Here is a 12,707-nt window from a genome sequence, read left to right on the forward strand (position 1 = left end):
TCTCAATGTTCCCTGTGGACGGGCGTGCCGGTCGCCAGGAGGCGGTCGAGGTACCTGGACTTCATCTGCCGGCTGGCCATGACCTGCCTGATGGGCGGCAGCCTCAGGATCACCCCCAGGATGGCAGCCATGGCGCGATGGTTCCAATGGGCCTGGTTGTCGAAGATGAGATTCTGAAGTTTGCCCCGTTCGATGGCCATGAGCACGGCGCGGTGGGCCGTGGTGACCGGCGTGATCACCCGGGCCGCGCGGGGCTCGAGCACCAGGGAGCCCTTGGCGCAGGTGCGCACGCAGACCCCGCACCCCAGGCACAGGTCCGCGTCCAGGCGCGCCTTCATGCGCCGGGGCCTCGCGGGGTCGCCCGCGGACACCAGGCCCATGGCCTCCACCGGGCACGCCGCCACGCACTTGCCGCACCCGTCGCAGGCCTCCTGGGCCACCCGGGGCAGGAAGTTGGTGGTGGCCACCGGGTTGAGGTTGGCGAACCGCTTGGCCGCGAGCATCGCCTCGCAGCAGCAGCCGCAGCAGTTGCAGATGAAGGCCACCCGCTCCCGGACGTTCTCGCCGAACTGAACCAGGTTGTGGTCCCGGGCCTGGTCCAGGAGGTCCAGGCCCTCGCTCGCGTCCACCCTGCGCGCGATGCCGTGCTTGATGAGGCTCTGGGCCGTGGTGCTGAAGGTCATGCAGATGTCCATGGGCGCCTTGCACGCCCTGCCGAGGTGCTCCATCTTGTGCCGGCAGTAGCAGGTGCCCACGCCCATGTGGGTGGCGGTGCGGATCACCTCGCCGGCCCTCTCGTAGTCGAGAACCTGCAGCTGGCGGTCCGGCAGGGCCCTCTCGTTCACGAAGACCCGCCCCAGCTGGGTCTCCCCGCCCGCGAAGAGGGCCTTGACGAAGTCCTCCTCCACGTTCAGGTACTGGTGGAAGAGCTCCGCCAGGAGCTTCTGGTCGTAGCCGTTGCCCACCCGCATCATGGAGAACTCGAAAAAGCCCGCCATGGGCGGAGGCAGCACGAACAGCTGCTCCCCCCGGATCTCCATGTCCAGGAGCATGCCCCGCGAGGCCAGCGCCTCCAGGGTCTTCCTCGCTTCCAGGACCGGCTTCTTCCACACCTTCCCCGCGGCCTCGGCCGTGAAGGGCCTGATGGGCAGGAGCGCCACCAGTCCGGCCTCCTCCGGCGTGAAGAGCACCTCCAGGATCCGGAAGAGCAGGTCCCCCGGGGGAGCGCCCTGGGGGAACCGGTTGAGACGTTCCGAGAGGGTCGTGTAGCTTTCCTTGAGGGTCAGGTGGGACATGGCGGGCCTGCGGGTGGGATGATCAGAGCATGGGGCAGGTTCGCCCCGGGGTCAATGCAGCCAAGGGGAACCACATGAAAATAGAATCATTTACATTTCCTGGCGTGGATTTTCGACTGACGGCCGCGCTCACCCGCGCAGCGGCCCCGGGCCACGTGGTGGTCCTCGCGCACGGCTTCAAGGGGTTCATGGACTGGGGCTGCTGGCCCTGGGTGGCGGAACGTTTCGCCAAGGCAGGCGTCTCGTGCCTCCGGTTCAATTTCAGCCACAACGGCATCGGCGGGGATCCCCAGGCCTTCACCGAGCTGGAGCGCTTCCAGGCCAACACCTTCACCCGGGAGGTGGGGGAGCTGCGCGCGGCGGTCCGCGCCGCCGGGGACCTCCCCGGCACGGAGCGCGTCTCCCTCCTGGGCCACAGCCGCGGCGGCGCCATCGCGCTGCTCGCCTCGGAGGGGGTGTCCAGCGTCGTGACCTGGGCGTCCCTGGCGGGGCTGGAGGACCTCCACGGGTTCCGCGGCCAGGAGGAGGCCTGGCGCCGGGACGGCTTCGTGGAGGCGCGCAACGCCCGCACCGGCCAGGTCATGCGCCTGGGGGCGGCCCTCCTGGAGGACTGGGAGGCCCACCGGAAGGAGCTGGACGTGGAGGCCGCCCTGGCGCGCTTCGTGGCCGGAGGCGGCAGGGCCACGGCCATCCACGGCAGCGCAGACCCCGCCGTGCCCCTGGCCCATGCCCGCCGCCTCGAGAAGGCCGGGGCGCGCCTGGTGGTCGTGGAGGGCGCCGACCATACCTTCGGCTCCACGCACCCGTTCCAGGCCGAACCCCCCGCGGCCCTGCGGAGGGCCATGGAGGCGACGCTGGCTAGCTTGTGACCTTCACCAGGAGCTCCTGCAGCTCCCGCTTGCCGAAGGGCTTGGGCAGCATGGCGACCCCGGCGTGCGCCTTGGCCAGGTCCAGGGAGGCCTGATCGGCCCGCCCCGTGGCCAGCAGCACCGGCAGGCCGGGGCACAGGGCGCGCAGGGCCGGGAGGGTGCCCTTCCCGCCCAGGCCGGGCATGTTCACGTCCAGGATCACCGCATCCGGCCTGAACCCGGCTTCCAGCATCGCCAGGGCCTCCTCCCCCCGGAAGGCCAGGGTCGGGCTGTGCCCCAGCGCTTCCAGGACCGCCTGCAGCGTCTCCCGGATCAGCTCGTCGTCGTCCACCACGAGCACGCTCAGGGCCCGGCCGGGGGCCTTGGGGAGCGAAGCCGGAACGTCCTGGGTCCGCGCCTCGCCGCTGCGCACGGGGAACCACAGGCCCACCCACGTGCCGCGGCCCGGCTCGCTCCGGATCTCCATGCGCCCCTGGTGGGCCTTTATGGTGCTGTAGACCATGGAGAGCCCGAGCCCGGTGCCCTTGCCCAGGGCCTTGGTGGTGAAGAAGGGATCCATGGCCCGTTCCAGAACGTCCGGGGGCATGCCGCAGCCCGAATCCTCCACCGAGGCCTGGACCCAGCCCGCCCCCTCCCGCCGGGTGCGGAGGGTGAGGGTGCCCCCCTCCGGCATGGCGTCCACCGCGTTCACGCAGAGGTTCATGAAGACGTGGGTCAGGGCGCCGGGGTCGCCCATGATCGCAGGCAGGCCCGCCTCCAGTTCCAGTTCAAGCCGCACCCGGGCCAGGGTGGTGCGCTCGAGGAGATGGACCTCCTCCCGCAGGAGGGCGTTCAGGTCCAGTTCGCGCTCCTCGGCGGGATTCTGGCGCGCGAAGTTGAGGAGGCTCTTGAGGGTCTTCCCCCCCCGCTGGGCGGCCTTGGTGATGGTCGCGAAGGCCCGGTGGGCCGGGGAGTCCGGGGGCTGCAGCTCCAGGTGGGCCGTGGCCATGCCCAGGATGGCGCCCAGCACGTTGTTGAGATCGTGGGCCACGCCGCCCGCCAGGCTGCCCAGGCTCTCCATCTTCTGGGCGTGCTGCAGCTGGGCGTTCAGGGTCCGCCGTTCTTCCTCGGCGCGCCGGGCCTCGGTGATGTCGCGGACCATGCCGATCACCCCGATGATCCTTCCCTGGGCGTTCCGGAGGGCGCTGCTGCTGTCCGAGGCCCACCCGGATCCCGCGGCCGTGCGGTAGGGGAACTCCACCGCGTCCACGGATTCGCCCCGCAGGGCCGCCTCCAGCCTCGGGAGCACCCCCGCTTCCTCCAGCCAGGGGAACACCTCCCAGGGGTGCCTGCCGATGACCTCGGCCGCGGGCACGCCGGAGATCCGTTCCATGAACGGGTTGAAGACCTGGTAGGCCAGGTCGAGGCCGTAGACGATGATCCCCTCCTGCGTGCTGCGGATGATCTGCTCGTTGAACTCGTGAGCCTCGGCCAGCGCCTCCTCGGCGAGCCTGCGTTCCGTGACGTCCTGGATGGTCCCGATCATCGTGAGGGGCGTGCCGTCCGCGGCGAAGGTCACCTCGCCCAGGCCGTTGAGCCAGCGCACCTCCCCGTCGCTCTTCCGGATCACCCGGTACTCCCTGGAGAAGGGCTGTCGCTGGCCGATCACGTCCTCCGCCAGGTGGCGGTTCATAATCTCCTTGTCGGCGGGGTGCACGATTTCCAGCCAACCCTCGACGGTCCGGGGGTAGTCCGGGCCGATCCCGAAGATCGAATCCAGCACTTCCGAGGACAGCCATGTGCCCTTCTGGATGTCCATCTTGTAGGACCCGATCTTGGCGGCCCGCTGGGACTCCCTGAAGAAGAACTCGCTCTCGCGGAGGGAATCCAGGAGTGCGTCCCGGGGCAGCTCCGGCCCGGCGCCGGAAGGCGGCGGAACCTGGGATGGGACGTCTGGCGGCTGGAGGGGGTCCATGGTCCACGGGTCTCGGGAATTGCTGGGGCGGGGGGGGAAGTGAAGTGATCATATCCGCCTTTGGCTCCGCCGGCGGTCAGGATGGGCCGGAAGAAATTCCGGCAAAGCGGTCAATCGTTCACATACGCTACGGCCGGATAGCTTACGAAGTGGTAGAGGTTCGCCGGCGCCGTCGCTCCCATGCCCAGGGCCTTCACGGGCAGCTCGGGCGCGTCCACCGAGGCGCCGAAGGCGACGGGCATCCCCGCGGGGACCCCGAGGCCCAGCCCGCAGGACGCGGCCTCCAGGGCCATCAGCCCGAACGGCACCGAGAACCGCCCGCACCAGGGCATCCGGTAGGTGTCGGGACGGGCCGGGTCCACCATCGCCTCGAAGAAATCCCGGGCCTTGGCGGCGCTGACGGGCCCCGCCAGGGGGCCCCGCAGGAGCTGCCGGTCGCGGTCCATGGCCTTCTGGAAGGGGCCGGCGCCGCCCTCGCCGTAGGGGGTGTAGCGGAAGTCGGCGCCGTAGTGGATGCCGTCCGAGGAGATGACGACGGCCACATCCCTGCCCAGGATCCAGCCGCGCTTTTTCATGCCCGCGGCCAGGGCCCGCCCGAATTCGCCGGCCATGGCCTCCAGCCGCCCGAAGGAGGCCGAGGGAAGGATCACGGGAAGGATCTCCACGGCGGGGTCCTGGTGCCTGAGCCAGTAGGCGATGGCTTCCAGGGAGTGCTCGCTGTCGGACCAGGCGGCGTCCCGCGCGACGTCGCCGGGGGGGAGGGCCGCCACCACCTCGTCCCGCAGGGGGGACACGCGGATCTCCCCGTCGGGGGAACGCCAGGCCCGGTAGGGGTCGATGGCCATGACGTCCGTAGCGCCGTAGCGCCGGTACTTGTGGAACACGCCGACCAGCACCACGGTGCGGGCCTTCACCAGCGGCAGGACTTCCCGGTAGACCCGGCCCGCGTACAGGTAGTCGTCGTGAGGGCAGATGACCCCCGCCACGCCGGGGGCGGGCCTGGGGCCCAGGAGCTCGGGCGCCGGAGGGGTGGCCGAAAGCTCCCACACCTTGGCCATCTGGTCGGCCCGGGAGGCGAAGCCCACGGCATCCTGCTGGCCGCGCAGGTCTCCGGAGGAGGGGATGCCCATGGCCCTGCGGGTCTCCGCCAGGGTGGGCGGGGCCGCGGGAGCCGCCGGGGTCGGTGCCGCCTGGGCCGAAAGGACCGCGGCGGCGAAGGCCGCGCAGAGCGTCTGGGAGGTTCGCATGGGGTTTCTCCGGACCTATCCTAGCGCCTTCCTCACCCGCTCCGGGGTCATGGGCAGCTGCCGGAGGCGAACGCCGGTGGCGTCGTGGACGGCGTTGGCGATGAGCGCGCCCATGACGATGATGGCCGGCTCGCCCCCGCCCTGGGCGACCAGCCGCGGGTTGGGGATGAGCACCGTCTCCACGGGGGGCACGTCGGAGAAGCGGGGCACGTGGTAGGTGTCGAGGTTCACGTCCAGCACCTCCCCGTTGCGGAAACGCACCTCCTCGTGGAGGGCGTAGCCCAGGCCCATGGTCACGCAGCCCTCCACCTGCTGGCGCGCCCCGGTGGGGTTCACCACCACGCCCATGTCCTGGGCCACGGTCACCCGCCTGACGGTCACGGCCCCGGTCTTCCGGTCCACGGCCACCTCGGCCATGGCGGCCACCACGGTGTTGCGGTGGATGGCGCAGGCCACGCCGAAGCCCCGGCCGCTCGGGGCGGGGGCCGTCTTCCAGCCGAAGGCCTCCGCGGCCGCCTTGAGGGCGGCGGCGATGCGCGGGTCCTTGATGTGCCTCAGCCGGAACTCCACCGGATCGGCCTTGGCCAGGGCGGCCAGGGCGTCCATGTGGGACTCCCGGGCGAAGACGTTGGTGTTGGAGGCGGGCGCGCGCCAGGCCCCGACGGCGAAGGGGTGGAGCCCCGCGGGGTTGCCCCCGTACCAGCTGCCCGCGGCGCGGATCCGCTGGTGGGGGATGTCATAGAAGGTGGGGGATTCCCCGTCCCCGGCGCCGACGACGAGGTGGTCCCAGAAGGGGATGCGCCCGGCCTTGTCCAGGCCGGAACGCACCGTCACCACGGCGGCGGGGCGGAAGGTGTCCAGGAAGAACTCCTCCCTGCGGTCCCAGGCCACCTGCACGGGGCAGCCCGCGGCCCGGGCCAGGCGCGCGGCCTCCACGGCCTGGGGGCCCTCGGTCTTGCCGCCGAAGCCGCCGCCCACGAAGGGGGCGGCGATGTGCACGTCCCGGGCCGCCAGGCCCAGGGCCTGGGCCACCTGCGACTTCACGATGAAGGGGGCCTGGGTCGAGGCCCACACCGTCAGGCGGCCCCCCTCCCACTTCGCCACGGCGGCATGGGGCTCGATGGCCGCGTGGGCGCCGTAGGCGTGGCGGTAGACGGCCTCGAGCTTCCGGGTCGCGGCGGCCTCCCCGGCCTCCAGGGAGCCCTTGGCGCCCACGCCCTTGGGGGCCGGCGCGGCCTTGGACAGATGGTCGTAGATGTTGGCGTCGTCCAGGGTGGAGGGCGAGGGAAGGTACCTCGCCTTCACGAGGGCAAGGGCCTCCCGGGCCAGGTCGGGGTGGGCGTGGAGCACCGCCACCAGGTCCCCGTCCCGGATCACCCGGACTCCGGGCAGCCTTTCGGCCGCGGAGGTGTCCGCCGAGGCCAGCTTCGCTCCGTGCGCGGGAGGCCGGAGGACGCAGGCGTGGAGCATTCCCGGCAGCGCGAAGTCCGCGGCGTACTTGGCCGCGCCCGTCACCTTCCGGAGACCGTCGAGGCGCTTTGCGTCCTTGCCCACGACCTTGAACGCGGAGGCCGGCTTGACCGGGGCGCCCTGCACGTGGCGCTCGATCTTCCTGCCCTCCACCAGCTGGCCGTACGTGGCCTTCCGGGAGGGGTAGCCCGCCACCGACACCACGCCGTCCTCCACATGAAGCCGCTCCGCGGGTTCGCCCAGGCGCTCCGAGGCCAGCTGCACCAGCACGGCCCGGGCCTCGGCCGCCGCCGCGCGCAGCACGGGCCCGAACTGCCAGATGCTCAGCGATCCGAAGGTCCCGATGTCCCAGGGGCAGAGGTCCGTGTCGCCCATGGTCATGTCCACGCGGTCCACGGGAACGTCCAGCTCCTCCGCGGCCAGCTGGGCCAGGCTGGTCATGTTGCCCTGCCCCATCTCGACCTTGCCCACGAAGCAGCCCACGCGCCCGTCCGGGCCGATCCTGAGGTAGGCGTTGAAGTCGGCGGGATAGCCCGGGAGCTTGGCGGGGATCTTCTCCGGCTCCTGGCCGAAGACCGGGAACGACACGAAGATCCCGGCGGCCCCCGCCGTCCTGAGGAAGTCCCGGCGCTTCATCGCGCACCTCCCTTCGCGGCGTCCTGGACGGCGTCCAGGATCCTCCCGTGGGTCCCGCAGCGGCACAGGTTGCCCTCCATGGCCTGGGCGATCTGTTCGCGGGTCGGCCTGGGGTTCTTCCGGAGCAGGGCGCAGGCGTTGAGGATCATGCCAGGGGTGCAGAACCCGCACTGGAAGGCGGTGTGGGCCAGGAAGGCCTCCTGCACGGCGTGGAGGGCGCCGGAGCGCTCCAGGCCCTCGATGGTGGTCACCTCCCTGCCCGCCACGGCCTCCAGGGGCGTGGAGCAGGACCGCGCCGCCTCGCCGTCCACCAGCACCGTGCACGCGCCGCAGATGCCCGCGCCGCAGCCCACCTTGGTCCCGGTGAGCCCCAGGTCGCCGCGCAGCACGTAGGCCAGCATCCGGGATCCGGCGGCGTCCACGGAGACCTTCTTTCCGTTGAGATTGAATGAGATCGGCATGGGACCTCCGCAACCCCATTATCCTCCCGGCGCAAGGCGTGTATGGTGGAAAGCTGACCACCGGAGGCCCACCCGTGAAAGCCCTGCCTTTCCTCCTCGCCCTCCCCCTCGCGGCCCAGGCCCCCCTGGGCCACTGGACCCTGGCCAGCGCCCCGGACGTCCCCGCCGTCATCGAGGCCGCCACCGCCCCCATGAACTTCGTGACCCGGCCCATCGCCAGGTCCCGCCTCAAGAAGACCAACCCCGTCTACCAGGCCATCCGCCTCGAGCGCACCCCCGGGGAGTTCGTCATCACCTACGACGTGCGCGCCCCCCAGCGCATGCCCGCCAACGGCGCCGCGGTGCCCTGGAAGCGCGAGGACGGCGACGAGTTCCTCATTTCCGCCCGCGCCGACAAGGACGATCTGGTGCAGAGGTACAAGGCCGAGGACGGGGAGCGCACCAACGTCTTCCACCTGGACCCCGCCACCCACGCGATGACGGTGACGGTCACGGTGACCAGCGCCAAGCTGCCCAAGCCCGTGGTTTACGCCCTCACCTACAAGGCGGCGCCGTAGGATGCCGCTCCTGGAGGCCGTGGGGGTCGGCAAGCGGTACGACGCGCGCTGGGTGCTCAAGGACCTGGACCTGGCCGTGGAGAAGGGTGAGCGCGTGGCCCTGCTGGGCCCCTCCGGCTGCGGCAAGACCACCCTCCTGAACCTCCTGGGCGGCCTGGACCGCCCCGACGAGGGCCGCACCCTCTTCCGGGGCGAGGACCTCGCCGCTGCCGCCCCGGCGCGGCTGGCGCGGCTCCGCCGGGAGTGCCTGGGCACGGTCTTCCAGTTCTTCCACCTGGTGCCCACCCTCACGGCCCGGGAGAACGTCGAACTGCCCCTCCAGCTCCTGGGCTGGGCCCGGCCCGCCCTGGAGGCCCGCGTGGCCGAACTCATGGAGGCCGTGGGCCTGGGGGACCGGGCCTCGGCCTGGCCCCGGGAGATGTCGGGCGGGGAGATGCAGCGGGTGGCCGTGGCCCGGGCCCTGGCCGCGAGGCCCGCGCTCCTGCTGGCCGACGAACCCACCGGAAACCTGGACAGCGCCAGCGGGGAACGGGTGCTGGACCTCCTGGCGGCGCTGACGGAGCGGGAGGGGGCGGCCCTGGTCATGGTGACCCACTCCGACGCCGCGGCCTCCATGTGCCACCGCGTCGTCCGCATGAAGGACGGCCGCATCGTGGACCCCGCGACGTGAACGGCCTCCACGCCCGCCTCGTGTGGCGCCCCCTGCGCCTGGAGGCGGGCCGGGCCTTCCTGGCCGTGCTGGCCGTGTCGCTGGGGGTCTCGGTGTTCCTGGCCATCCGCCTCGCCAACCGCGCCGCGGTGGCCAGCTTCGAAGGCTTCGCCCAGGGCGTGGGCACCGGCGCCGAATGGACCGTGAAGGCCCCCTTCGGGCCCCTGGCCGAGAACGACCTGAGGCGCCTGGAGTCCCTGCGGAGCGACCTGTGGATCCGGCCGGTGCTGGAGGGGAGCTTCTGCCGCACCGGGCCAGGCGGCGTGGAGACCTTCCAGATACTTGCCACGGATCTGGTGGGCCTGGGCGGCGGAGGCGCGGGGGGCGACGGCGGCCTCCTGGATCCCGCGTCGGTGCTGGTGTCGGCGGCCCTGGGCCCGGAGAAGACGCTGGAGGGGTTCGTGGACGGGCGGGCCGTGACGCTGCGCGTGGCGGGGCGGATTCCCGAAGTGCCGGAGCGGCCCCCGGTGCAGCGCAACCTGCTGGTGATGGACCTGCCCGCCGCCCAGGCCCTCCTGCATAGGCCGGGCCAACTGGACCGCCTGGACCTGGGCCTCCTCCCGGGGCGGCGCGCCACCGCCGAACGCATCGCCGCGGCCCTGCCCCCGGGCTGGGCCCTGGAGGCCGCGGAGCAGCGCGCCAGCAGTGCCCGGGCCATGAGCGGGGTCTTCCGCCTGAACCTCACGGTGCTCTCCCTCATCGCCCTGGCGGTGGGGGCCTACCTGCTCTTCCAGGCTTTCGACGCCACGGTCAACCGCCGCCGGGAGACCTGGGCCCTCCTCCAGGCCCTGGGCTGCCCCCGGGGGCGCATCCTGGGGTTCGTACTGGCGGAGGCGGCCATCCTGGGCGGCCTGGGCAGCCTCCTGGGCATCGGCCTGGGCTGGGCCGGGGCCCAGGGGGCGGTGCGGTTCGTGGCGCGGACCATGGAGGCGCTGTACGGCGCCGCCTCGGCCCGCTCCGCGGCCCTGGGCGCGCCTGAAGCGGCGGCGGCCTTCGTGCTGGGGACGCTCACCTGCCTCCTGGCGGCGTGGGTCCCGGCGCGCCGCGCCGCGGCCACGCCGCCGGTGCAGCTCCTGGCGCGCGGGGCTGGCGCCCGTCCCATGCGCTGGAAGCCCCTCGCCCTGGCGGGCTTCTGCATCCTGGGCGCAGGCCTCGCCGTGGCCTTCCTGCCGAGGCTGGCCCAGGGCACCCTCTGGCACGCCTACCTGGGCTCGGCCCTGGTGCTCTTCGGCGGAAGCCTCGCGGCCGTGGCCCTGCTGCCCCTCATCGGCCTTCCGGGGCGCGCCACCCGCTCCTGGGGCCTGCGCCTTGCCCTGCGGCCCCTGGGCAACCCCACCGGCCGCCACGGGTTCGCCGCGGCGGCCCTCGCCGTGGCCGTGGGCATGACCGTGGGCATGGGGGTGATGGTGCGCAGCTTCGAGGCCACCGTGGAGGGGTGGATCGGCGACAGCCTCCGGGCCGACATCTATGTGGCGCCCCTGGGCTCCGGCGGCGCCGGCTCGCGCCACCGCATCCCCCCGGAGGAGGCCGCCGCCCTCCAGGCCGATCCCGGCGTCGCGGCCGTCGACCGCTACCAGGCCGTGCCCTTCACGTTCCGGGGCCAGATCACCAGCCTGGCCACGGGCGACTTCCAGGTGCTGGGCACCCGGGGCCGCCTGCCCATGATCCAGGGCGGGACCAGCGCCGAGGTGCTCTCCCGCATCCACCGCGACGGCCTTGGCGACCCCGGGGCCGTGGTCAGCGAGACGTTCTCGCGCCGCTTCGGGGTGCGGGTGGGGGACGTGCTGCAGCTCGCCCCCGGGCGCGCCGCGACGCTGCGCGGCGTCTACGGCGACTACGGCAACGAGCGGGGCAGCCTCATCCTGGACCGCCCCGTCTTCCTGGCCTGGGTGGGCGACGACAGGGCCGCGAGCCTGGCGCTGTACCTGCGGCCGGGGGTGCCGGCGGAGGACGCCGCGCGGCGCCTGGCGGCGGCGCACCCGGGCCTCCTGATCCGCTCCAACCTCGCCCTGCGCACCCAGGTGGAGCGCATCTTCCACCAGACCTTCGCCATCACGTACGCCCTGGAGGTGATCGGACTCGCGGTGGCCCTGGCGGGCCTGATGCAGTCCCTGGCCGGCCTGGCCCTGGCGCGGAGGGGCGACATCTGGACCCTGCGGGCCCTGGGCGGCGGGGATGCCGCCATCACCCTGGTGCTGCTGGGGGAGGGCTGCGGGGTGGCACTGGCGGGGTGCCTGGGCGGCCTGGGCCTGGGGCTCCTCCTGTCCCGGATCCTGGTGCAGGTGCTCAACCCCCAGGCCTTCGGCTGGACCCTGGCGTACCACCTGCCCTGGGGCTTCCTGGGCGGGCTCTCGGGCCTCTGCCTCCTCTTCGCGGGCGCCCTGCTGATGCCGGTGGCGCGCTGGGCCGCGAGGCTTCCCGCCGACCGCCAGGCCGAGGAGGGCGCCTCGTGAAACTGGCAGCCCTGCTCCTCGCTTCCATTCTCGCCGCCCAGCCCTTCCAGCCGGCCCGCCCCGGCCGCGTCTTCCAGTTCCCCCGGGACCACGGCTCCCACCCGGCCTTCGCCACCGAGTGGTGGTACTTCACGGGCCACCTTTGGAGCGCCGACGGCGCCAGGCGCTACGGCTACCAGCTCACCTTCTTCCGGGAGGCCCTGCCCGCGGGCTCCTGGCGGGGCAGCGCGGCCTGGCGCACGGACCAGATCCATCTGGCCCACGCCGCGCTCACCGACGTGGGCAGGGGCACCTTCCGCTTCGACGAGCGCCTGAACCGCGAGGGCATCCCCGCCTCCGCGGCCGCGGGCCGCCTGGACCTGCGCAACGCGTCGTGGACGGCGCGCATGGAGGGGACCGCCATCCGCCTCGCCTTCTCCGTGGGGGACGCGGACCTGGAGCTGGACCTGGAGGCCCCGGAGGCCCCGGTGGTCTTCGGCGAGAACGGCATCGTGCGCAAGGGGGACGATCCCGCGGCGGCCAGCCACTACGTCACCTTCCCGCGCCTGGCGACCCGGGGCAGCCTCAAGGGCCCCGTGGCCGAGACCCTCCACGGGGTCTCCTGGATGGACCACGAGTTCAGCTCCAGCCAGCTCTCCCGCGGCCAGGTGGGCTGGGACTGGGCCGGGATCCAGCTGCGGGACGGCCGCAGCCTCATGATGTACCGCCTGCGCCGCGCCGACGGGTCCCAGGATCCCTGGTCCCTGGTGTCGGAAGTGGACGCCGCGGGCCGGATCAGGCGCGCCACCCGGAGCTTCCGCCTCCAGGGCGGCGCCTGGAGGAGCCCCGGATCCGGCGCGGAGTATCCGCTCCCCCTGCGCCTGGAGGCCTTCGGCGAGACCTGGACCCTGGCGCCCCTGGTGCCCGCCCAGGAGCTCCGCACGCGCCAGGGCCCGCGGATCACCTACTGGGAAGGGGCCTGCCGGGTGCTGGACGCCCAGGGCCGGGAGGCCGGCGACGCCTACGTGGAACTTACCGGATACGCCCATTCCATGGCGGGCCGATTCTAGTCACAAT

The 12,707-nt window shown here is 72.8% G+C and carries 10 protein-coding genes; 5 read left to right on the forward strand and 5 right to left on the reverse strand.

Going from position 1 to position 12,707, the window contains the following annotated elements; translation table 11 throughout:
• Positions 1 to 2 precede the first annotated feature (2 nt).
• Positions 3 to 1,295, reverse strand: a complete 1,293-nt coding sequence (locus RAH40_RS08500; protein ID WP_306601665.1) for a 4Fe-4S dicluster domain-containing protein — start codon at positions 1,293 to 1,295, stop codon at positions 3 to 5.
• Between the two features lie 104 nt (positions 1,296 to 1,399).
• On the opposite strand from RAH40_RS08500, the gene RAH40_RS08505 reads away from it, so the two are divergent.
• Complete coding sequence (locus tag RAH40_RS08505; RefSeq protein ID WP_306601666.1) at positions 1,400 to 2,164, forward strand: S9 family peptidase; 765 nt, start codon at positions 1,400 to 1,402, stop codon at positions 2,162 to 2,164.
• On the opposite strand, the gene RAH40_RS08510 is transcribed toward RAH40_RS08505, so the two are convergent.
• The 4 genes from RAH40_RS08510 to RAH40_RS08525 all read right to left on the reverse strand — a co-directional run bounded on the left by RAH40_RS08510 (position 2,154) and on the right by RAH40_RS08525 (position 7,932).
• Positions 2,154 to 4,118 carry a PAS domain S-box protein gene (locus tag RAH40_RS08510; RefSeq protein ID WP_306601667.1) on the reverse strand — a complete coding sequence of 655 codons (1,965 nt, stop codon included), beginning with the start codon at positions 4,116 to 4,118 and terminating at the stop codon, positions 2,154 to 2,156. The two genes, RAH40_RS08505 and RAH40_RS08510, sit on opposite strands and share 11 nt — an antisense overlap.
• Before the next feature lie 110 nt (positions 4,119 to 4,228).
• Positions 4,229 to 5,365: an AmmeMemoRadiSam system protein B gene (gene amrB / locus RAH40_RS08515; RefSeq protein ID WP_306601668.1), complete on the reverse strand. Its 1,137-nt coding sequence runs from the start codon at positions 5,363 to 5,365 to the stop codon at positions 4,229 to 4,231.
• Positions 5,366 to 5,380: 15 nt separating this feature from the next.
• Positions 5,381 to 7,471, reverse strand: a complete 2,091-nt coding sequence (locus RAH40_RS08520) for a molybdopterin cofactor-binding domain-containing protein (protein WP_306601669.1) — start codon at positions 7,469 to 7,471, stop codon at positions 5,381 to 5,383.
• Positions 7,468 to 7,932: a (2Fe-2S)-binding protein gene (locus tag RAH40_RS08525; protein WP_306601670.1), complete on the reverse strand. Its 465-nt coding sequence runs from the start codon at positions 7,930 to 7,932 to the stop codon at positions 7,468 to 7,470. Before RAH40_RS08525 ends, RAH40_RS08520 begins: the two co-directional genes overlap by 4 nt.
• Positions 7,933 to 8,006: 74 nt before the next feature.
• On the opposite strand from RAH40_RS08525, the gene RAH40_RS08530 reads away from it, so the two are divergent.
• The 4 genes from RAH40_RS08530 to RAH40_RS08545 are packed head-to-tail and all read left to right on the forward strand — an operon-like array spanning position 8,007 to position 12,700.
• Positions 8,007 to 8,489 (forward strand): hypothetical protein, encoded by a 483-nt coding sequence (locus RAH40_RS08530; RefSeq protein WP_306601671.1) that lies wholly within the window; start codon positions 8,007 to 8,009, stop codon positions 8,487 to 8,489.
• A gap of 1 nt (position 8,490) precedes the next feature.
• Positions 8,491 to 9,159: an ABC transporter ATP-binding protein gene (locus tag RAH40_RS08535; protein WP_306601672.1), complete on the forward strand. Its 669-nt coding sequence runs from the start codon at positions 8,491 to 8,493 to the stop codon at positions 9,157 to 9,159.
• Positions 9,156 to 11,651 (forward strand): FtsX-like permease family protein, encoded by a 2,496-nt coding sequence (locus tag RAH40_RS08540; RefSeq protein WP_306601673.1) that lies wholly within the window; start codon positions 9,156 to 9,158, stop codon positions 11,649 to 11,651. The genes RAH40_RS08535 and RAH40_RS08540 overlap by 4 nt, the downstream gene beginning before the upstream one ends.
• Positions 11,648 to 12,700 (forward strand): lipocalin-like domain-containing protein, encoded by a 1,053-nt coding sequence (locus RAH40_RS08545; RefSeq protein WP_306601674.1) that lies wholly within the window; start codon positions 11,648 to 11,650, stop codon positions 12,698 to 12,700. Before RAH40_RS08540 ends, RAH40_RS08545 begins: the two co-directional genes overlap by 4 nt.
• Positions 12,701 to 12,707 lie beyond the last annotated feature (7 nt).

Origin of the sequence: Geothrix sp. 21YS21S-2 (assembly GCF_030846775.1) — a bacterium.
Taxonomy (GTDB): domain Bacteria; phylum Acidobacteriota; class Holophagae; order Holophagales; family Holophagaceae; genus Mesoterricola.